The following is a 21100-nucleotide window of genomic DNA, read 5'->3' on the forward strand; positions in this document are numbered from 1 at the left end:
ATGACACGGGACAGTTTTACCAGAAAACGGGCAAAAAAATCCCTTCTGTCTCTATTCAGATGCTCAGAGATAAAACAAACAACATGAAAAAGGCCCTGATATATTAATATCAGGGCCTTTTAATATCAGAACCGGGAATTATTCCCGCTGACATTTATCAATCAGATAGCTTTCGCCTGATCAATAGCATTACCTATATAGTTATGCGGCGTCAGCTCCAGCAGTTCATCTTTTGCTTCCTGAGGCATATCCAGAGTAGCCACAAATTCCTGCAGAGTTTCTTTTGTAATCGCCTTACCGCGAGTCAGCTCTTTCAGCTTCTCATAAGGCTTTTCAATATTATAGCGACGCATAACCGTCTGAATTGGTTCAGCCAGTACTTCCCAGCTGTTCTCCAGATCTTCATTCAGACGATCTGCGTTAGTCTGCAGCTTGCTGATACCTTTCAGTGAAGCCTGATAAGCGATCAAAGACTGGCCAAAACCAACACCCAGATTACGCAGAACAGTAGAATCAGTCAGGTCACGCTGCCAGCGAGAAATTGGCAGTTTAGCGGCCAGGTGCTGCATGATTGCATTAGCAATACCCAGATTACCTTCGGAGTTCTCGAAGTCAATCGGGTTAACTTTATGAGGCATAGTAGAAGAACCTACCTCACCGGCAATCGTACGCTGCTTGAAGTAACCCAGAGAGATATAACCCCAGACATCACGATCAAAATCGATCAGAATAGTATTAAAACGCGCTACAGCATCAAACAGCTCTGCAATATAATCGTGCGGCTCAATCTGAGTGGTGTACGGGTTCCAGGTCAGACCCAGGCTTTCAACAAATACTTGAGCATTTGCTTGCCAGTCCACATCCGGATAAGCAGACATATGTGCATTGTAGTTACCTACTGCACCATTAATTTTACCCAGCAGTTCAACAGATTCAGCCTGTTTAACCTGACGCTGCAGACGTGCAGCTACGTTAGCCATCTCTTTACCCAGAGTCGACGGAGATGCCGTCTGACCATGAGTACGTGACAACATAGGCTGCTCAGCATTGGCCAGTGCCAGCTGGCGGATAGCTTCAACGACTTCTTTCATCGTCGGCAGCATCACGTTACCCAGAGCACCTTTCAGCATCAGGGCATGGGACAGGTTATTGATGTCTTCAGAAGTACAAGCGAAGTGAACAAACTCAGTAATCGCTTTCAGCTCTTCGTTAACTTCAATGCGTTCTTTAATGAAGTACTCAACCGCTTTAACATCGTGGTTGGTGGTACGCTCAATGTCTTTGATTCGTTGCGCATCTTCTTCACTGAAGTTGGCTACCAGATCATTCAACAGCTGGTTTGCTTCTGCACTCAGTGCAGGCACTTCTGCAATCTGGTCGTGTTCAGCCAGACGCTGCAACCAGCGAATCTCAACTTCAACACGGGCACGGATCAGGCCAAATTCACTAACCCATGGACGCAGGTCAGCGGTTTTTGAGCCATAGCGGCCATCAACGGGGGATATTGCGGTTAGGCTGGAAAGCTGCATTGTTTGTTACTGCTCTCTTATGCTGATTTCATGAAAGGCGCCATCATACCTGAATTAACAGTAGATTACACACTCTTAACGAAGGCCTTTAATATTGTAGGAAATTATCAGAATATTGCAGGTAAATTCGCAGAAAATGCGTTAATAGTTGATGCTAACATTAGCATGCAGGGGCAGTATTAATCAGTACCCGTGCACTATAACTCTGTATTTATCGACAATGACAGATAAATACAGAGTTAAAGTTAACCAATACGAATATATCCGGAACTGGAACAAAATTCCCGGACCAGAATACGGCTAGCAATTAGTGCATACCACTTCTGGTAGCATCATCCAGTGCTCTGATGACTTTTTTCCGACCAAACAGCAGCTTCCAGCGACGGCCGCCTAGCTGATGCCATAAAATACCGGAACGAATGCCTGCAAACAGTAATGCACGGACTTTATCAGCATTGCCGGGTCTGCGGAGAATATCAGGCTCTCCCTGAACCTGGATACGAAAAGAAAAAGTACTGATGGTATCCTGATACAGGCTGGCAATACTGGCAATGACATTTTCGTGCGTTGTCGAAAAGTGGTTACTCTGCATTTTAATCTGATCAAGACGCTGACCAATAGCGTTCAGCATATCCGGATTTTTTCTCAGGCGCTTTTCCAGATAAAGAATCGACATGGCATAACGCAGCACATGTGTATTGGCATCAGACTCTTTATTCATAAAACTGCGCAAAGTCCGCATACCAAGATTCAGACCATAAGTATTATCGCCATAGACAGCCAGTGTCGATTCAGGATCGGTATTCAGGATGCTGCCAATACTGGTTTCAAAACTATCCTGAGAAACCATTCCTTTATTAGCCAGCTGATGGACCAGTGCCGCAGCCTGGAAAACCCCGGCAAGAGCAACGGCTTGTTCCTGCTCTCTGTTGCTTAAACTCATATAAATAAAAAACCTGTAACTTAAAAGAATGCAGTGCTGACAAAATATTGCTACTACTATCTACTGACAGGAGCACAGGCCCGTTAGTTCTCTTCAGTTGAAAATGAGTGCCTGCTCAGATTACTCTGTTCTGAAAACTCTCCCGGTAACAGACACCTATTCTCTCCTATTCAGTGCCTCAGGGCTATAGCCACGATAATATTCCGGCCTCATACACCACAGATATAAAGGAAATACTTCATCACCCGGGAGTTATTTCCTTCTGTTTCCCCTTTGATCTCACTGTCAACCTGTTGCCTGTTGACATCTGTTTATTAATCACAGGAACAGGGAAAAAAAGGATGAAAATAACGAACAGCATTCCGGCCAGTACAACTGGCACACCAAGTCCATTCCATCAGATTACTCTTGAACTTTACCGTGATAATCTGGCTTTTCTGGATGGCATGCAACCGGCCCTGAAAAGGGCCTTGATCTATATTTCGCAGCATTACCATCGCTCTCTATTACTGGATGAAGTTGCTGAACACTCTTTTGTCAGCAGCTCTCACCTGTCTTATCTGTTCAGAGTCCACCTCGGTCTCCGATTTAAAGCCATTCTGACAGAGTTACGTTTACGTCACGCAGCTACCCTGATAAACCATGACCCAGGGCGTATGATTACCGATGTCTCTCTGGAAGCTGGCTTTTTTGATCTGAGTCACTTTGAGAAAGTCTTCCGACGATATTTTGGCATCTCTCCAAGAGATTATCGAAAACGAATCAGAGAAGATCAGGGACGCAGAAACAAAGACCGTATGACAAAACAGGATCAGTCAACTCGTACCATCATCATTACTAACCCTAAAGCAATAGCTGCTATTAATCAAAAAAATATAAATAGTGAGCGACCCGCGTATCAGCCGAAGTAAAAATATTCAGAATAATATTCTCCAGCACTCTCTGGAATATGTCTGAAAACAACACTTTCACTCTCCAGTTACACACCCCGATATAAATTTTCTTTCCTCTCCGGCCCGAAGCCGGAGAGGCAAAGGAGTTATAAGTAAATTTTTTTACAAACAATTATCGAAACAACTCTATTAAGATAGATCAACTCTGCCCTCTACACAAAATTAAAAAGCCATCACATTGTATGTAATGGCTTTCAATTAATTCAGAATATAACAATTATCAAGGTTTCAGACACCCAGAACATTTTTAGCTCTGACCAGATACTCTTCACGATCTTCCAACCCATTATAACCACCGTTAATACGACGGGTAATCTGCTTAATGTCGTCCTGATCTGCGTACTCATTCAGACTGCGAGAGTTCCAGTACCAGCCTGCAGTGGCTACCGCCAGGTCAGGATTCTCTGCCAGCAGATCAGGGCTCGCCACGGCATCCTGACCAACAGCCTGAGAAAAGCGTTGATAATTATCTTTTCCAGTCAGTTGAATCAGCCCCCGACCACGATAACTCCAGCCATCACCCGACGCTTCATCACCATTCCCCATGCGATCTGCGTAAACTCTGTTAGCAATTTTTTCTGGTTGACGGGCAAACGCCTCAGCCTCCTGGTCTGTTGGAAAATATTTACCAAAAACAGCTCTGAGCGCTTTAGCACTGTAATTCAGGTTTTCAGAGACATAGCGTAAAGAACCACTTTCATGGGCAAGCTGGGCCAGAAAATGTGCAACCCGAAGAGGTGTATTAATACCAAAGTCACCACATGCTTTATTAATACCGTGCAGATATAACTCAATATGTTCCTGTTTAGCACCAGGCATTATTTTTTGTAACTGTTCTGGACTGACAAATTCCATATAACACTCCATTTAATTGATTTCATTCAGGCAACGTACGGAAAACAGGGATATTTTCCACGGTCAACTTCAAACTAGCCGCCTAACAAATAGAACATATTAAAAAACAAACTTTTATACACGGTAAAAACAGCCAATAGCAATCTAAAACACAAACACCATTAACAACAAACACATATTCATATATTATTTTCAAAGACAATATGCCTCTGACCATCAAAACACATCAATTACGAACAATTACACAGCGTGATAAAATGAGGTATTCCAGGAAAGTGGCGGTAGCCCTCCAGGTATAAAGACAAAAGCAAACAACTCATTCTTTCAGGTAAACCTCCTGCCTCTGTTGCCAGAGCTCTGTTTTAACCTGAGATAGTAATTGTCGATTAATATTCTCTGTCAGTGGGCTACCTTCAGGCAGAATAAAAGCATAATCAGTCTGACTAAGACTGAGAGGAAGTACACTGGTACCACGGATATAGTCTGCTTTTACCAGATATTGCATCACCTCCCTGGAATGAACCAGAGCTTCCAGCCGATTATCCTGCAACGCAGAAACAGCCTGAGGCCAGGATAAAACTCTTATTGGGTGGTTCACACCGTTTTCTCTCAACCAGTGATCAACATGGGGGCCCGTTGTTTCCGAGTGAATAGATTCCATATAGGCTACTTTTTTAGCTGCCAGTTCATCGACAGAGGTAATCTGGGACCCCAGCCCTTGTAAAGTCAGCGCAGATGTCAGTAAAGCCGTCACAATAGACACTATACTGACACCAAAAAACATCAATAGAATCACCAGAACCTGGCCACCACGATGCTTGATCTCAAAAGGATTGCCCTGCCCGGAAAACACCAGCAAAGTAGCCCAGATCATAGCGTTGTAGAATCCTCTTAGCGGTCCTTTAGTAAACAGAGGGTTTGCCTTTGAATATTCAGCTCGCCAGTACAACAAGGCGGTTAATAGCATCAACAGCAGCAGCATTCCCAGTACAGATAAGGTTTCAGTCAAAGGAAATTCCGCAAATAGTCGACCAATACTACTAAGCCCGGATTGATTTGCCACCATGACTCCCAAATGCCCCTGAAAAAAACTATGGCTGAAATCAACAATAACCTCTGCATCAGAGCTGGGAACAAAAGGGCCAATCGCGAGATCTACAGCGCCATTCTGTACATCACGTAATAAGTTCGAATCATTGGTATATTCAATAAAAATACTGTCAGCTTTTAAACAGGCTGCAATAGATTGCCACAATTCAACAGCCAGGCCATCCCAGCCGCCATTATTTTGTGTTGCAACATTAGCTTCAAATACGAAAGGAGGTGAAAACTTTACCGCTACTCGCAGAGGCTGTTCTGTCCAGAACGCATCGACTTTCTGGCACTGGGCCTGCACAACGCCAGACCATAGAACCGCAATACTCACTGCTATCCACTGCAGTATCAAATGCCTGCCCATACTTAATATCCCTGTATTTTTTCGGTCATTGAATAAGGTGCAGAAAAAAAATAATCCGGTAAGCAGCTTTCCAGTACATGGTAATTGCTATATCCCCATAGCGCTGCAGCAGAATGCACTCCCGCAGACCTGGCACATAACAGATCGACAGGTGAATCCCCTACCATCAGAGTTTCCTGCCGGGCAACATCAAACTTAGCTCTATGAAAGTTAATAACATCAGGAGCCGGTTTAGGCGCAGCCTGATCTGAGCCAGTGACTTCGTCAAAGTATTCTGCCAGCTGCAATCGCTCCAGAAGCTCCCTGGCTCGGCTTCCATCTTTGCCAGTCGCGACTGTCAGCCTGATACCCTGCTCTTTTAACGAATGCAAAAGCGCCTCGACACCAGGATATACCGCCACATAAGGAGCCAGATACCGGCTGTGTTTTTTAAAAGGTTCGTGCAGAGTCTCCGGAAGTCCCAGCTCAGTCATAATCTGCAGAAAACCTTTACCCAGATGTTGCCGATAGATACTGAATAGTCTTTCACAATCATGTAGTTGCAGATCAGAGCAACATTCACGTAATGCAGCGGAAAATGCCATTTTCATAACATCGATGCTATTCACCAGGACACCATCCATATCAAACACAATCAAACGACATTGCAGAGTACGATCAGGGTTCAACATAAAGCACCTCCGATACGTTTTCATAACGATAAAGGCCTGTCTGTTTGGCATAGGCCTGATAAATTTTAGGCATCTGATTACTGCAATACTGCTTCAGCTTCCTGGCTGCCAGCCCAACCAGAAACTGCTCCCCCCGCCTGACATCCTTATCTTTCAGTGGTTTTCTCTGCACTGGCAGAGTTATCAGCTCAACCAGAGTTTTACCCTGTTCAAGGCCTGCAATCGCTACAGTGATCATGCCACCATCATCAACAAAATTGGTTCCGGCTCCCAACACGGGGTAATGGGCATTTTCTGTTGTCCATTGAATCAGCCTGGCAGGCGTGACATATTGCTTGCTACCGGGCTTTTCAGGTACTTGCTGATAGTTAGCAATGACCAGCATCGCTTTCTTCTGATTGGCCAGCGTAACCTGAGCCTTCCACTCATCAAACGACCTGACCGTTGCCGGTTCGAGCAGCTCTAATGGATACCAGTTAAAACGCTGAAAACTGACTTGTTCACGCCTTGCTGTGGCGGAATAATCATTCAGTGGTAAGACGCCCACAGCTCTTTGTTCACCGCAGTACTGACTCAGGTCTTTCAGTGTTTCGACCAGCGCAGTGAAGTTTTTATGCTCATAAATGCCCTGTGTATTCATTGCCCGGAAATAACCGTAAGGTTCAACACTGTAATTCACACCGGCAAATACAATTTCTGGTAATTGCTGCACATCAGTGATGTAAGTTCTTTGATAAAACTCCAGGTCCTGCTCTGGACAACGTTTCGCAAATAACTGTTCAGCAAGGCTTTTTTGGGGAAAAATGCCATCGTTATAAGCCAGATAATGTGCCCCGACTAATTCCTGGGCCAGATCATCGACCAGCAGCAGATAATCTGGTTTCCAGTCACTTATTCCATAAAGCACATCACGGGTTGATCTGCGCCGGAAGTTACAGCCATTATGATTTTTAAGATCCATATAATGATGGCGTACTTTGGCCGATGGCAGCACCTCTTTCAGTTTCTGATCGATCCCTTCATCAATGGAATTCACCCAGTTCAGGTCTGTATTGTAGGAATGAATAACAAAGACTCTGGGCTGTCTCTGATTGTGATCCCAGATCAGCCATATCATCGCACTGATCATAAAGACAATGATCAGCCGGATTGAAATATTAATAATCGTCATAATCTATCCCTGTTTCAGATTAGTGCCAGGCTGATCCAGTACGGTAAAGTGACACACAAAGCGATAATCCGGGCCAGTGTGAACCAGATATTCGAGGTAAGAAAAGTGCGTCTCATCTGCGAAGTCATCATTCCGGCATTAGTCAGCTCGGATTCCACCTGGGATGACACGCCATGTTGATGCGGCAGAATAAAACTCTCACTAAGCAGCAGCAGACCAAACCCAAGCACCCAGGGAGATATCGCCGTTCCTTCAGATACAGAGATCAGTACGCTCATCAGAATGACAAAAGTCGGTGCACCGGGAAATAACAATCTGATCACAAAAACGACCAGTGCCAGTGCCAGAAATCCTGTTAACGGATTATCGACAAACAGCTCCCCTAACCACTGCAGATTCTGAGTAATAATCTGATCCAGCTGAAGATGCTGAATCACCGGTCCCCAGGCGACAATTGCAGCAATAAAGATCAGTGTTGGCCAGTCAACATGCCGCCTCATATCCTCTGTATCCAGACCGCTGAACAGAAAAAGTGCCAGAGCAATAAACATCGTCACCCAGGCAAGCGATATATGGTGTACAGACATCGTCAGAATAGCGAGTATCAGCGCAGTCATCGAAAGAATTGCGCCGATTTCCCGATTATTAAGAGGCCCTAGTTTATGATATTCAGTATGCAGGAAATCTCGCTCATCCCGGCTGATACCCTGTTCAGAACGACAACGCCAGAACAGCCAGAGCATAAAAAAGCTGATCAGTACAACGCCGACAACCAGAGTACTTTTCAACCAGTTGGCCCACTGAAAATAGAATTGCACCTGCGGATCCAGAAAACCCAGCATGACAAAATTGAGCGGATTGCCTGTCAGAAACACAGTACACAGCAGAAAGCCCCCCTGAAGAGCACAAACCTGAAGCGTAGCTTGCCGGGCCGGATCATCTGATAGTCGGGACAGATCTATCGCCAACGGTGTCATCATGGCTGATCGCCCCAAAGGAGAGGGAATTAACCCGGATAGAAAAGTGCCAATACAAAAAAGCAATAATGGTTGCGTATAACGGTTATCGGGCAATCTCAATACCAGCCAGATCGCCACTCTGCGGGTTAATCCTGAGACACTGATCAAAGCGGCAAACAGAAACATCCCCAATACCAGAAACAATACATCCGAACTGAATCCCAGCATGACCGTCTCTCTGGGAGCAACATTCAGCAAGACACAAAGCATCGTTACCAGCATCGCAGGTACAAAGTTCGGCGTCAGCCTGAATAACCAGAGACATACAGCCCCGGAGACCAGAGTCAGAAAAATTTCTTCCTTATCTGATCCGTTTTCCGGCAATAGTCCGGGTAGCCATAAGTAAAACAGAAAGGGAATCAGAGCACTGAGAAACCAGCCAGCCAGTACACTGTTTTTTTGCCATAAACAGGCCAGAAATGCTGATGACCGACAGGCAACAGATAATGCAGCCATAAAAAAGTATCCTTTAACAATCGAGAACTCTCCGGGCATCCTTTTATCCGGTCAAATACAACCGGGTAATCTATCCCGAAACCGGGTAACAGCAGTCCACACATCTGCACATTACCTTTCTCGCATACTGCCGGATCTGCCCGGTTCAAACTCAGGAAATCCTGTTCATAAACAAGCTGATTACAGGAAAGTGTTCTCTGAACGCAGTGTTTTAACCCTTCATGCCCCCAATGAAAGAAGATCCCGTACAATTAATCGATTTATCCGGGATCAAATCAGACAATACCTTTACTCTGCACCTCAGGAATTACCGTCACTCCGGGCTGATACCGGATTAACGTTCATCACAGGAAAAGGAAATGGATCATGATCGGAGATCATCCTAAAAATGCACTACGTGCTCAGTTGAAAGATCTGGCTGATAAAGGCTCATTGAATACACCTGCAACAGGTCTGCTTGATAAAGAATATCTGAATGCATTCTGGCAGGAGATTTGTGCTCTTGTTCGCCTGCATCAGATCGTTATATCAGCAGTCAAAGCAGAAGGGGCCAGCGAAAAAAATAAACATGAAGAGTGCGTAGTAATTGAAAATACAGGTCCTGTTATTGCTGACCTTTCAGGATGGCGCCTGAACGCCGGTGCAGATCAGGATTTTGTCTTTCCTGACAATACTTACCTTGCACCAGAAGAAAAGCTGGCAGTCTGGACTTTTGATCAGGACAAGCCTTATTCATTCAACAGTCACCGACCAGTCTGGAACAATCGTGGCGATACGGCATTACTCTATAACAATGAGGAAAAGCAAATCTCAGCGTTATGCTATGGCTCTGCCGCGGCCCCTTTCGTAACGATTACTGAAATCCAGTTTGATGGTATTGAAGGCCGCGAGGAAGCCGACGAGTATGTTGAAATCACTAATCATGGCGATATTCCGGCAGAAATCTCTGGCTGGACCATCAGTGCCGGAAAGAATCAGGATTTTACTTTCCCTGATAATACCGTTCTGGAACCTGGCGGAGCGATTAAAGTGTTCACAAATAAAGCCGTCCCGGAATGCGGTGGTTTCTCTTTCAACAGTCGAACAGCAATCTGGAACAACAAAGAAGATATCGGACGTTTATACGATTATCGCCAGCAGTTAGTCTCTGAGCTGCACTACAAAGACGGCGTTGCACTCTGAACCGTTATTGTCCTGCGCTGCTTTTATAGCAGCGCTTCTTTTACATTCCTCCAATTCATCTCATTACTATCAAACCACCTGTCTGGGCAACAGATCATACTGTGCTTAACATACTCGCCTTATAGAAAAGACACAGACATCTTCCGTGCTGATGGCAGGAGTTTTCCTGAGGATACTGATATGATGCATCAAAACCAGCCACAGCCTGGACAGCCTGTTGCAGGTAATCCCCCTCAACTACAGAAACAAGTCCAGAAATCAGCTATAAAACAGGGTGAAAAACCAATCACGTCGAATCAGATGACAGTACCCGGATCTGCCCTGCCTAATTCCCTGACACCAGAAATGAAACAATCAGTCGAAGATGCCCAACGTCTTTTAAAGTACATTGCAAAAGACGGAGACAGTAAACTGGACCCGGAGGTCACCCGGCAGTTGATTCAGGCCAGATATCAGGCGACCAGTGGACAATGGAATTCAGAAACGGAAACCCGTTTTCTGATCAGCTACGATACTCTGATTTCCCATATCTATCCGGTATCACTTGAAAGTATCAATGCCATTAAACCACCTCCTGTGAGTGAGCACTCACAAAAGAGAACACGGGCTGAAAAGGCCGTGCACTGGTATCGACATCTGACCATTCTGGCTTTGGTTATCCTTCTGATGACTCAGTTTTACTGGTTATTAGGCAATAACTTGCTACACGACCTGAATACTCTGTTTAAACAAAGAGAAGACATCAGTCTGCAAATTGCCAGACTGGACCCTGTTTACCAGGGCAGCCAGCCAGCCGATCCACAGAATTTATCCTCCACAGATAAAGACCTGATTGAACTGAATCGTCTCAAACATGAACATGCGGTGCTGAATCAGAAACTGGATTCTAATCTGATTCTGCTGGAGTTCTGGAACAAGATATGGCTGACGGGGTATCAGTTTAAATCAGAGTTACCTCCTTATCTGAAAAAGCAATATGAAGCCCGATTAAATGAATTACAACGTTATAGACAGCAGACTACGGATAATACAGTAGCAACTGAGACACAAGGGCATAATATTTCAGATAATGAAATCCGAACGTATAATCAGTCTATCACCAGCCTGGAGCTGGAAAAAACACGACATCAGTCACGTATGCTATTTTTCAGTAATACTCTGGCTGCTGCCTTTGCTATTGAAATCCTGCAAAGCTTTGTTCTGCCTTTACTATATGGTTTATTAGGTGCTTTTATTTTTGTATTACGCACCCTGTTATTAGAAATACGTTCTCTGACCTATACCTCTGACTCAGATATCCGCTACCGACTAAGACTGACGCTGGGCTCTTTGGGAGGCATGATTGTTGGCTGGTTTCTGAAGCCTGATGACATGGATACTCTGACCGCTTTATCTCCTATGGCACTGGCTTTTCTTATGGGTTACAACGTCGATATCTTATTTTCAATTATGGACCGTTTTATAGAAAGCATTAAGCAATGGATTGATAAACCACCAGAAAAAGCATCCTCTCCCCAAAAACACGTTACTAAACCAGATTAAACCGTATAGCACTCCGTTCTCCCCGATTATTCATTTTTAAATAATAGTTAAATAGAACACATGGAAAGGCAATACAGTACCAGATCAAAAGATTAGTGATGATATTAAATCATCTGAAATTAGTACAAGCGTCAATACTAATGCAAGGTTTGTTTTTATGTCGGACAATAACTCGTCTGAAGAAGACCTGAATAAGCTGCTGACAGATTATTCTACCCCTGTAGCCCGCAGCATGCTGCTTCAGGCTACAGCCCAGGCTCTGGCTAATACAGCCCATAATGCGACCTGGAAACAGCAACAAGCCAATATCACTCTGCATACAGCAACCAGTAACTCTGTTGCTTTATTACAGATGATGGGCGTCCAGATTACCCGTCAATAATACGCTCAGAACAAAGGAAAGTGCGATGCCAGTAAATGAACAGATCACAGATTCAGTGACTCAGGTAAATACCAAAGTGGTTGGGGAAACACCTGCTATGGCGATGGGTAATCTTCTGATGTCCACCAGTCAGGCACTGTCTAACGCCGCTCATAATGCCACTTACAACCAGCAGCAGGCCAATATCGCCTGGCAAGCGGCTACTGTTCAGGGCATTAACGCCCTGCTGGCAACCGGGGCAGCGGTGACCGGTTCAAGCGCCAGAAATATTCTCGATAAGGGGTAATCCCTTTAACCCAACGGTCTTTCAATAAACAGGAAGATCAGTCAATCCCGATAAAAGGAAGTGAAACATGCCAGTAAATGAGCAAATTACAGACTCTGTTACTCAGGTAAATACCAAAGTGGTTGGTGAAACGCCAGCGATGGCAATGGGCAATGTACTGATGTCTACCAGTCAGGCGCTGGGTAACTCTGGTCACGGTGCAACCAATAATCTGCAGCAGGCCAGCATCACTATGCAAGCAGCGACTGTTCAGGGCATTAACTCTATCATGTCGACGGGTTCAGCTATTGTGGGCCGCAGCGCTGAAGAGATTATTGAAAAAAACTGATTTCGTCTGAATCCGGGCAGGATTCAGATCAATCCGATGTCGGATCAACACCGGTCCGGCTCAACCCTAGTGCATAAGGAAGCTTAAACATGCCAGTAAATGAGCAAATTACTGATTCTGTAACTCAGGTAAACACTAAAGTAGTTGGTGAAACTCCGGCTATGGCGATGGGCAACCTGCTAATGTCTACCAGCCAGGCGCTGGCTAACGCCGCTCATAATGCAACTTACAACCAGCAGCAGGCCAGCATCACTATGCAGGCGGCCACTGTTCAGGGTGTTAATTCTCTGATGGCAACAGGGTCTGCAGTGATTGGCCGCAGCGCTGAAGAAATTATTGAAAAATAAGCACACACCACTGTGAGCTACCGGCAGGCAGACTTACCTGCCTGTCCGTTTAACCATGAAATAAGGAAATAAATCATGCCAGTAAATGAGCAAATTACTGATTCTGTAACTCAGGTAAACACTAAAGTAGTTGGTGAAACGCCGGCTATGGCAATGGGCAATCTGCTGATGTCCACCAGCCAGGCGCTGGCTAACGCTGCCCATAACGCAACGTATAACCAGCAGCAGTCCAGTGTCACCATGCAGGCAGCGACTGTTCAGGGTGTTAACTCTCTGATGTCTACCGGCTCAGCGGTTATCGGCCGTAGTGCTGAAAGCATCATTGAAAAAGGCTGATCAGTAATTTATTGCTGACCACAGGATGGCAAGAAGTCTTCTTGCCATCTCTACTCACTACGACTCCCGGATATCCGGGTTAAACCGTATCAGATCGGAGTAATAAGATAATGTCAGTCAATGATGCCGTCACCGATTCAGTCACCCAGGTTAATACCATGAATGTCGGTACTGCTCCCGGATCAGGTCAGGGTAATCTGCAGATGGCAGTGAGCCATGCCTTGTCAGGAGCGGCCTGGAATGCTGAATCGAATAATCAGCAAAGTGCTATCGTCAATCACACAGCCACCATTCAGAACCTGAATGCACTGTTCAGCCAGGGGGCCAGCATAACTGCCCGCATCCTCAGCAACTCTGCTGGTGATCCACCATCAGAAGCGTAATTCATCCTGAAGGGTTAACGGAAGGATAATGGTGAATACGGTCATAATCTGACGTAGCACCGTACGCCATTATCAGGAGATTAAGCTTATGAGTGCAGCTAAAAAACCAACGCCACGCCGGGTTAAAGCCAAACGTTCAACAGAAAAAAAAGCACCGGCCAAGCCATCACCAGCTGAGTCGGACTGCCCGGCACAAAGTCAGGATGCAATATTTCAGGAGTCCTGCGATCACAGCATTGCAGCCCTGGCACAAAATAATGTGAATTTGAGCACCAGTCAGGCTTTGTCTAACCAGGCTCATGCAGCAGAAGCCGGACAGATGCAATCCGATATTCAACTCCAGACAACAACCATTCAGGGATTGAATGCACTGTTCAGTCAATCCCCTTTGAATCAACAAAAATAACTCACGGGCCTTCTTTCTGACCTCTGGTATTCAGCCCGTCGGATCAGGCCCGATCAGATAAGGAAATACCCAATGAATACTCCAGCTCAACCAGCCCCAGCCTCTCCTGCAGAAGACAGTGCTCGTCAGTCTATCGCTCAATCCACAGCTCTGGCGGTATCTGATGCTACGGACAATCTGAGAAACCTCAATACTCTCAGCACAACAGCCATTGGTGTGGCCCTGTCCCAGTTTATTGAAACCGGAGATCCCAAATATGCAGGAATGATTGCAGAAGCTCAGAAGATTGTCACTACGGGCGCTGAGAATTTCAACACCGTGGGGCAAAAAGCAACCGAAGTATTTAAAGCGGGCTGCTCATAAAAAACCGGTAACCCCATTGTTTTTGCCGATCTATTTTCTGGTATTCCATTAGGATCAATGAAGGTACTCAGGCTATGCCTGAGATAGCAATGTTAAACAAAACCGACTTCAATCAGAGGCTCTGATTATGAGTGATACACCTGATAAAAACGCAGAAAACAACCAGAACTCAACCGTATTACAGGCATTTGATCATCAGGCAACGGGCTTTGTTGATGCTACTTTTGCAGAAACCCTGGGGCTGGCCATGCATAATGCTATCACCTCTCAAATGAACTCACAGATGGCGGCATCAACATCTGTTACTTCAGCGTGTAACAGGATTCTTAAAAGTTCAGCACACTCCATGTCAGCACCAGAATCTGCGGATCAACCGACGGATACGACACAACCGGAAACCCCTGATACAGGGTTACCTCAAACAGAAGCAACCACCCCTGTTCAACAAAACGATACGTCACCTCAGAACGCTTATACAATTGAAGGCAATCATCAGCAATGGACTGCGAATGACCAGGGATTACCGCCAGATATGAATTCTGCCAGCCATTATCCTCCCGCTCAGGATCACTATACACTGCCTCATGAACAAACGGCTGAGTCTCCATCGGCTATGCATCCGGTCGTTCAATCGGTACAACCGGTGCAAGCCCCATCAGTTCATGACCTGGAAGTTATCAGTGCTGATACCGCGGCTAAAAAAACGGGCTTTTTCAGCCGCTTATTGGGGTTGCAAGCAAGAAATCCGATTAGCCACTGATGAAACAGACAGCATAGGAGGTTTATATGTCATCCAGCTCAGAAAAGATGTCAGGTGTTGATCAGTATCTGGCTAAAGTACAGAAGCTCAGTGATGCCCAGCAACAAAAAGTGGCTGAGCTGATCGATAAAACCCAACAGGATCTGGATACCTGGCAACCCTCAATGCCAGAGCATCAACAACCTCTGGACGAACAGATGGATGCGCTGTACCAGAATGTGAACCAGGAACTGGAAAAAGCGATGGATTTGCTGAGTAAACAGATTAAAAGCTTATCGTAGTAACTCAGTTTATCCTGAATCAATCCAGCTTTGTTGATACAGACACCGGAAAGTCTTATGGACACAAATCTTCTTATTACAGATGCCATCACTCAAACCAGCACCGGGACACTGGCTGTTACTCCCGCTATGACAATGGCAAATCTGTTTATCAGCAGCAGTCATGCGCTGGCACAGGCTGCCCACAATTCGACGCAGGCTCAACAGCAAGGCTATGCCCTTATGCAGGCCGTTACCACTCAGGGCGTTAATTCAATACAGGCAACCGGAAATGCTGTTATAGCGCAGCTGCTTAAGCGCAGGAAAAAAGTTTCTCTGTAAAACGTAAAAGTGACCTGGTTTTTCCGCTGACAGCCAGGAAAACACAACATATTTTCAGCTATGTATCAACGCGTGTCTATAACCCTGACCGGCGCTTTTGCTCCGGCGTCACAAGATGAAATAAGGAAATACTATGCCAACCGTTAACGAACAAATCACTGATTCTGTCACTCAGGCAAATACCAAAGTTGTCGGAGATGTACCGTCTATGGCGATGGGAAATCTGATGACAGCAATGTCTCAGGCGCTATCCAATGCGGCACAAAATGCGACTTCTAATCAGATGCATACCAGTACTATCGTTCAAACTGCAACCATACAGGGCATCAACTCGATGACCTCTCTGGGCACTGCAGTTATCGGACGATCCAGTGAAGGCGTAGTGGAAAAAGGCTGATCGCTTCGGTGCCTGAAAAATGTCTGTGCAAAATATCATCGTATTCCCGGCTGCCGACTGATAAATATCGAAATATTTTGCTCTGATATATATTCCACCACAAACATTATACGAAATTTCAGGATGGTTGTTTCTTTCTTTAATCTGCACATGAGAAACAAGCATCCTTTATTTCATAACGCTGAACGCCAGAACAAACGTTTCTTTCAGAAAACGGTTGTATTCTCCAGCCGTTTACCAGAGAGGCAAAATGCTTTTGTTCTGATATATGTCACATCAGCTGCAGGTCAATAAAAGATGTCAGAATCATCAGATAGTCAACAGGCTCAGGACGAATCATCAATACAGGACTTAAGCTCAACCAGTCTGGAAGATACTATCAGCCTGATGATGCAGAATGCGGTATCAATACAACAAAGTATGCAGATTGTGACCAACACTTCTGTTGCCAGTGGTTGTGCCCTGATTCTGAAACAGGGTGGCGGTTAAAAAATTTCTCAAAAAGGCTCATTAAATTCTTATGTCTGCCGATAAAACTGCTCAGCAAAATGCACAGAAAGCCGTTGCGCAAAGTACAGCAATTGCTGTTCAGGATGCAGCAGATAATCTTCGGAATCTCAATACCTTATCCACAACAACCATAGGTGTTGCTCTGGCAAAGTTTCTGGAAACCAAAGATCCAACATATGTAGAAGTTATTAAAGCAGCAGAAAGTGTAGCTAAAAATGGGGCCGAACACTTCAGTGACGTGGGAACTAAAGCTGCAAAAATACTGAAAGATTTCTCCTCTTTCTGAATGATTGACACAGTTAAAGATTAAAGATGGATGACACCTCCTCTGCCCTTTTTATTACTCTCTGTCATGTCTGGCGGCGTTATGAACTGTAAGCAATGTCACATTTTGTAATATGCGTCATCTTTTGTAATCAGATATTCATACGCCCCGTCCATGAGTTCATTATTTCAGATATCGAAGAGTAATCATGATGTTTATATTCTTTCTTTATATTACCAATCTGACGTATACCAAGACTGAATTCTTTAGCAACCTGTGCTCTTGACTTACCACTGGCCAGAGCCTGCATAATCCGGATATTGCGTACCTGCTTATAAAAGTGATCTGCTTTAGGAATTTCCAGAGTCTCACCACCGTAGTACCCGCACAGAGCGATCAGCTCTTTCTCTGACAGGATTTCTCGCATCGATGAACGCCCCGCAGATTTAGCAACATATTTTATCTGGCCGCCATACCTCTGAGTGAGCCGGTACGCACCATCATAGCCAATAATTTCAATAAGTTCCTGAAGAAAATCCGGAAGTCCGTTTTTATCAATAAAGCGAATTAGTTTAGAAATATCATCATGCAGATAGTCCATATCTTGTCACATCCTGAATAATTAACAGAAGTAACAAATAAAACAGTACTGCTGAACAATAACTATAAGGAAGGCGTTCCCACTTGACTTACATTATCAAAAGCTTTTAAGGAAACAACAGCATTCAGAAGGTCATAAAACGTAATCAACTGTTATAGACTTTAAAACAAACAGTCATATAAAGAAAGAATAGATTAACAGACATTACCGGATAGTCGACACCCGTTACCAACGATCAGCATTGATCTTTTCCAGAACATCAATCCCTGTCAAATCAGTGACATAAAAATTGCCTTCAGCATCTGCTCTGCAAGGCAACTATGCTTAAGTGTAAGAGATGCCCGTATAAAAGCGGGTAAGTTTTCAGTATAATCCTGGCAACAGACAGAATAACTCCTTTAGCCGAAGATGATCACAAGTCATCATGTGTTAGGTACTTGGCCCACAAGCCATAACTAATAGGGATAAAAATGACAACTCCAACTTCCGAGCAAAAAATCGTTTACACCCTGACAGACGAAGCACCGTTTCTGGCGACAGGCTCTTTCCTGCCTATCGTTCGTGCTTTCACTTCTGCTGCAGGTATCAAAGTAGAAACCAGTGACATTTCTGTTGCAGCACGTGTTCTGGCTGGTTTTCCTGAGCGTCTGACTGAAGAGCAGCAAGTCACAGACACTCTGGCAGAGCTGGGTGAACTGACTAAAGACCCATCCTGTAATCTGATCAAACTGCCAAACATTTCTGCATCTATCCCTCAGCTGAAAGCTGCTATTGCAGAACTGCAGTCTCAGGGTTATGACATCCCTGATTATCCTGATGAGCCTTCTACTGACGAAGAGAAAGATATTCAGGCGCGTTACTCTAAAGTTCTGGGTAGCGCAGTAAACCCGGTTCTGCGTCAGGGTAACTCTGATCGTCGTGCGCCACCGGCTGTTAAAGCATTCGCACGTAAATTCCCTCACTCTATGGGTGAGTGGAGTAAGGCTTCCCGTTCTCATGCTGACTACATGCGCGGCGGTGACTTCTTCTCCAGTGAACAGTCTGTCACTATGGAAGAAGCAGGCGATGTGCGTCTGGAGTTCGTAGATAAAGACGGCAATGTTGAAGTTAAAAAGACTGTCGCCCTGCAGGAAGGCGAAGTATTCGACAGCATGTTCATGAGCGCTAAAGCGCTGGACAGCTTCTTCGAGCGCACTCTGCAAGAATGTAAAGCAGATGGCGTAATGTGGTCTCTGCACGTTAAAGCGACCATGATGAAGGTATCTCACCCAATCGTATTCGGTCATGCTGTACGTGTATTCTATCGTGAAGTATTCGAGAAATACGGCGAGCTGTTCGAAGAGCTGGGTGTAAACCCGAACAATGGTATGAACAGTGTTTATGAGAAGATCAAAACACTGCCTCAGTCTCAGCAGGAAGAGATCGAAGAAGCGATTCACGCTTGCTACGAGCACCGTCCTGAAATGGCAATGGTTGATTCCGTTAAAGGTATCACCAACCTGCACATTCCAAGTGACGTTATCGTTGATGCATCTATGCCTGCGATGATCCGTAACTCCGGTAAGATGTGGGGCCGCGATGGCAAGGTTAAAGACACTAAAGCAGTCATGCCTGAGTCGACCTACGCGCGTATCTACCAGGAAATGATTCACTTCTGTCGTACCAATGGTGCATTCGACCCAACCACTATGGGCTCTGTACCAAACGTAGGTCTGATGGCAATGAAAGCCGAAGAGTACGGCTCTCACGACAAAACGTTCGAAATGTCTCAGGACGGTACCATGCGTGTGGTTAAAGCCGACGGTACTGTACTGATGCAGCACGACGTTGAGAAAGGCGATATCTGGCGTGCATGTCAGACTAAAGACGCTGCAGTGCGTGACTGGGTTAAACTGGCCGTCACTCGTTCCCGTCAGTCTGACACTCCTGCGATCTTCTGGCTGGACGCTGAGCGTGCTCACGACCGTCAGCTGCGTCTGAAAGTTGAAAAGTACCTGAAAGAACATGACACAGAAGGTCTGGACCTGCGTATCATGGGCTACAGCCGTGCGATCCGTACCTCTATGGAGCGTATGATCCGCGGTAAAGATACCATCTCTGTATCCGGTAACGTACTGCGTGACTACCTGACTGACCTGTTCCCAATCATGGAGCTGGGTACGTCAGCTAAGATGCTGTCTATCGTTCCTATGCTGAACGGCGGTGGCATGTACGAGACGGGTGCGGGTGGTTCTGCACCTAAGCACGTACAGCAGGTGCAGGAAGAGAACCACCTGCGTTGGGATTCTCTGGGTGAGTTCCTGGCACTGGCTGTATCTCTGGAAGAGCTGGGTATCAAAAATGACAACCCACAAGCCGAACTGATGGCTAAAGCGCTGGACGCTGCAACGGGTCAACTGCTGGAGAACAACAAGTCTCCTTCCCGTAAAGTGGGCGAGCTGGATAACCGTGGCAGCCACTTCTACCTGGCAATGTACTGGGCACAGTACCTGGCAGAGCAGACTGAAAATGCTGATCTGGCGGCCCGCTTCGCACCTCTGGCTAAGGCGCTGACTGAAAACGAAGCTAAAATCGTTCAGGAACTGGCAGACGCACAAGGCCAGGCAGCAGACCTGGGCGGTTACTACCACCCTGACATGGCTAAAGTTGATGCAGTAATGCGTCCAAGTAAAACCCTGAATGACGCTCTGGCTGCTCTGTAAGCTAAGTATCAATCAGATTTTACTGTGGTAAACACAAAGCCCGGAAGTGATTCCGGGCTTTTTTGTGCCAGTTATTTTCTGACTTTGTCGCTTTTTTGTATGACATACCAGGTCTTATGCAAGATGGTCTGTTCAATAACGATCCTTATGCACTCAACCATGATTAATATTCTTCTGGCAGAGAAACTTATTGCCGCTGAGAAGCATGTAATCTCTTAGCATTACTGAGGCTGCCGACGTTTCTGACATTGGTATAGCCCATCTCCTTCAGAGTATTAAGTGCAACGCCAGCTCTTCTGCCACTCCGGCAGTACAGGATAATCTCTTGCTCTTTATTCTGAAACAGCGATCCTATCTCTGATCCGATATCCTGATATGGAATTCTGATCGCCCCATCAACATGGCCTGCGCTGTATTCTGCATCTGTCCTGACATCAATCCACGCAGTTTCAGCAAAAACACAGGACGAGAAAATTAGTGCGAAAGTTAACGTAATAAATCTTTTCACTTTTAAGGCCTCCTGGCTCATTCCATTCAGATCACATCAGGACATCCTAATTTATCAGTGATTAGCAGAAGAGTACATTCTGCGACCTGATCGGGTAAGTATGACGATATGAAAAAGCCCCAACGTAACCTATACATCGGGGCT

27 protein-coding genes are annotated in these 21100 nt (G+C 45.5%); 18 read left to right on the plus strand and 9 right to left on the minus strand.

Features of this window, described 5'->3' with window-relative positions; translation table 11 throughout:
* Window positions 1–161: 161 nt before the first annotated feature.
* Window positions 162–1529 carry an adenylosuccinate lyase gene (purB, locus tag H4O21_RS13900; protein WP_182809477.1) on the minus strand — a complete coding sequence of 456 codons (1368 nt, stop codon included), beginning with the start codon at window positions 1527–1529 and terminating at the stop codon, window positions 162–164.
* Window positions 1530–1836: 307 nt separating this feature from the next.
* Entirely contained in the window at window positions 1837–2472 is a 636-nt protein-coding gene (gene hflD, locus H4O21_RS13905) for a high frequency lysogenization protein HflD (RefSeq protein WP_182809478.1), read from the minus strand.
* Between the two features lie 341 nt (window positions 2473–2813).
* On the opposite strand from hflD, the gene H4O21_RS13910 reads away from it, so the two are divergent.
* Window positions 2814–3383 (plus strand): helix-turn-helix transcriptional regulator, encoded by a 570-nt coding sequence (locus tag H4O21_RS13910; protein WP_182809479.1) that lies wholly within the window; start codon window positions 2814–2816, stop codon window positions 3381–3383.
* Window positions 3384–3653: 270 nt separating this feature from the next.
* Here H4O21_RS13910 and H4O21_RS13915 read toward each other — a convergent pair whose 3' ends face one another.
* The 5 genes from H4O21_RS13915 to H4O21_RS13935 all read right to left on the minus strand — a co-directional run bounded on the left by H4O21_RS13915 (window position 3654) and on the right by H4O21_RS13935 (window position 9056).
* Complete coding sequence (locus H4O21_RS13915; RefSeq protein WP_182809480.1) at window positions 3654–4280, minus strand: glycoside hydrolase family 19 protein; 627 nt, start codon at window positions 4278–4280, stop codon at window positions 3654–3656.
* 316 nt (window positions 4281–4596) lie between these two features.
* Window positions 4597–5739 (minus strand): transporter substrate-binding domain-containing protein, encoded by a 1143-nt coding sequence (locus tag H4O21_RS13920; RefSeq protein ID WP_182809481.1) that lies wholly within the window; start codon window positions 5737–5739, stop codon window positions 4597–4599.
* A gap of 2 nt (window positions 5740–5741) precedes the next feature.
* Complete coding sequence (locus H4O21_RS13925) at window positions 5742–6410, minus strand: HAD family hydrolase (RefSeq protein WP_182809482.1); 669 nt, start codon at window positions 6408–6410, stop codon at window positions 5742–5744.
* Entirely contained in the window at window positions 6397–7581 is a 1185-nt protein-coding gene (locus tag H4O21_RS13930) for a hypothetical protein (RefSeq protein ID WP_182809483.1), read from the minus strand. The genes H4O21_RS13925 and H4O21_RS13930 overlap by 14 nt, the downstream gene beginning before the upstream one ends.
* A gap of 14 nt (window positions 7582–7595) precedes the next feature.
* A complete protein-coding gene (locus tag H4O21_RS13935) occupies window positions 7596–9056 on the minus strand; it encodes an SLC13 family permease (RefSeq protein WP_182809484.1) in 1461 nt (486 codons plus the stop codon).
* A gap of 366 nt (window positions 9057–9422) precedes the next feature.
* On the opposite strand from H4O21_RS13935, the gene H4O21_RS13940 reads away from it, so the two are divergent.
* The 16 genes from H4O21_RS13940 (at window position 9423) to H4O21_RS14015 (ending at window position 17166) form a co-directional block, all read left to right on the plus strand.
* On the plus strand, window positions 9423–10238 hold the full coding sequence (locus H4O21_RS13940) for a lamin tail domain-containing protein (protein WP_182809485.1): 816 nt from the start codon (window positions 9423–9425) through the stop codon (window positions 10236–10238).
* Window positions 10239–10418: 180 nt separating this feature from the next.
* Entirely contained in the window at window positions 10419–11780 is a 1362-nt protein-coding gene (locus tag H4O21_RS13945) for a hypothetical protein (protein ID WP_182809486.1), read from the plus strand.
* Between the two features lie 157 nt (window positions 11781–11937).
* Entirely contained in the window at window positions 11938–12162 is a 225-nt protein-coding gene (locus H4O21_RS13950; protein WP_182809487.1) for a RebB family R body protein, read from the plus strand.
* Between the two features lie 25 nt (window positions 12163–12187).
* On the plus strand, window positions 12188–12448 hold the full coding sequence (locus H4O21_RS13955) for a RebB family R body protein (protein ID WP_182809488.1): 261 nt from the start codon (window positions 12188–12190) through the stop codon (window positions 12446–12448).
* Between the two features lie 67 nt (window positions 12449–12515).
* The gene (locus H4O21_RS13960; protein ID WP_182809489.1) at window positions 12516–12776 is read left to right on the plus strand and encodes a RebB family R body protein; all 261 of its coding nucleotides are present in this window, start codon (window positions 12516–12518) and stop codon (window positions 12774–12776) included.
* 89 nt (window positions 12777–12865) lie between these two features.
* Window positions 12866–13123 carry a RebB family R body protein gene (locus H4O21_RS13965; RefSeq protein WP_182809490.1) on the plus strand — a complete coding sequence of 86 codons (258 nt, stop codon included), beginning with the start codon at window positions 12866–12868 and terminating at the stop codon, window positions 13121–13123.
* Between the two features lie 75 nt (window positions 13124–13198).
* Window positions 13199–13459, plus strand: a complete 261-nt coding sequence (locus H4O21_RS13970; protein ID WP_182809491.1) for a RebB family R body protein — start codon at window positions 13199–13201, stop codon at window positions 13457–13459.
* Window positions 13460–13569: 110 nt separating this feature from the next.
* Complete coding sequence (locus H4O21_RS13975; RefSeq protein WP_182809492.1) at window positions 13570–13842, plus strand: RebB family R body protein; 273 nt, start codon at window positions 13570–13572, stop codon at window positions 13840–13842.
* An 88-nt stretch (window positions 13843–13930) separates the two neighbouring features.
* Window positions 13931–14248: a glycerol-3-phosphate dehydrogenase subunit C gene (locus H4O21_RS13980; RefSeq protein ID WP_182809493.1), complete on the plus strand. Its 318-nt coding sequence runs from the start codon at window positions 13931–13933 to the stop codon at window positions 14246–14248.
* A 72-nt stretch (window positions 14249–14320) separates the two neighbouring features.
* Entirely contained in the window at window positions 14321–14611 is a 291-nt protein-coding gene (locus H4O21_RS13985; protein WP_182809494.1) for a hypothetical protein, read from the plus strand.
* A 127-nt stretch (window positions 14612–14738) separates the two neighbouring features.
* Window positions 14739–15371, plus strand: a complete 633-nt coding sequence (locus H4O21_RS13990) for a RebB family R body protein (RefSeq protein WP_182809495.1) — start codon at window positions 14739–14741, stop codon at window positions 15369–15371.
* A gap of 26 nt (window positions 15372–15397) precedes the next feature.
* Window positions 15398–15652, plus strand: a complete 255-nt coding sequence (locus tag H4O21_RS13995) for a hypothetical protein (RefSeq protein WP_182809496.1) — start codon at window positions 15398–15400, stop codon at window positions 15650–15652.
* Window positions 15653–15709: 57 nt separating this feature from the next.
* Window positions 15710–15973 carry a RebB family R body protein gene (locus H4O21_RS14000; protein WP_182809497.1) on the plus strand — a complete coding sequence of 88 codons (264 nt, stop codon included), beginning with the start codon at window positions 15710–15712 and terminating at the stop codon, window positions 15971–15973.
* Between the two features lie 133 nt (window positions 15974–16106).
* On the plus strand, window positions 16107–16370 hold the full coding sequence (locus H4O21_RS14005) for a RebB family R body protein (RefSeq protein ID WP_182809498.1): 264 nt from the start codon (window positions 16107–16109) through the stop codon (window positions 16368–16370).
* A gap of 297 nt (window positions 16371–16667) precedes the next feature.
* Entirely contained in the window at window positions 16668–16859 is a 192-nt protein-coding gene (locus H4O21_RS14010) for a RebB family R body protein (RefSeq protein WP_182809499.1), read from the plus strand.
* Window positions 16860–16890: 31 nt separating this feature from the next.
* A complete protein-coding gene (locus tag H4O21_RS14015; RefSeq protein ID WP_182809500.1) occupies window positions 16891–17166 on the plus strand; it encodes a hypothetical protein in 276 nt (91 codons plus the stop codon).
* 130 nt (window positions 17167–17296) lie between these two features.
* Here the strand turns inward: H4O21_RS14015 and H4O21_RS14020 are convergent, their stop codons facing one another.
* Entirely contained in the window at window positions 17297–17746 is a 450-nt protein-coding gene (locus H4O21_RS14020; RefSeq protein WP_182809501.1) for a transcriptional regulator, read from the minus strand.
* Between the two features lie 470 nt (window positions 17747–18216).
* Here H4O21_RS14020 and H4O21_RS14025 point away from each other — a divergent pair, with 470 nt between their 5' ends.
* Window positions 18217–20448, plus strand: coding sequence for an NADP-dependent isocitrate dehydrogenase (locus tag H4O21_RS14025; protein ID WP_182809502.1), 2232 nt, complete (start codon window positions 18217–18219; stop codon window positions 20446–20448).
* Between the two features lie 187 nt (window positions 20449–20635).
* Here the strand turns inward: H4O21_RS14025 and H4O21_RS14030 are convergent, their stop codons facing one another.
* Window positions 20636–20956 carry a rhodanese-like domain-containing protein gene (locus tag H4O21_RS14030; protein ID WP_368737555.1) on the minus strand — a complete coding sequence of 107 codons (321 nt, stop codon included), beginning with the start codon at window positions 20954–20956 and terminating at the stop codon, window positions 20636–20638.
* Window positions 20957–21100 lie beyond the last annotated feature (144 nt).

It is taken from the genome of Oceanospirillum sediminis, assembly GCF_014164585.1.
In the GTDB taxonomy this organism is placed as follows: Bacteria; Pseudomonadota; Gammaproteobacteria; order Pseudomonadales; family Halomonadaceae; genus Oceanospirillum; species Oceanospirillum sediminis.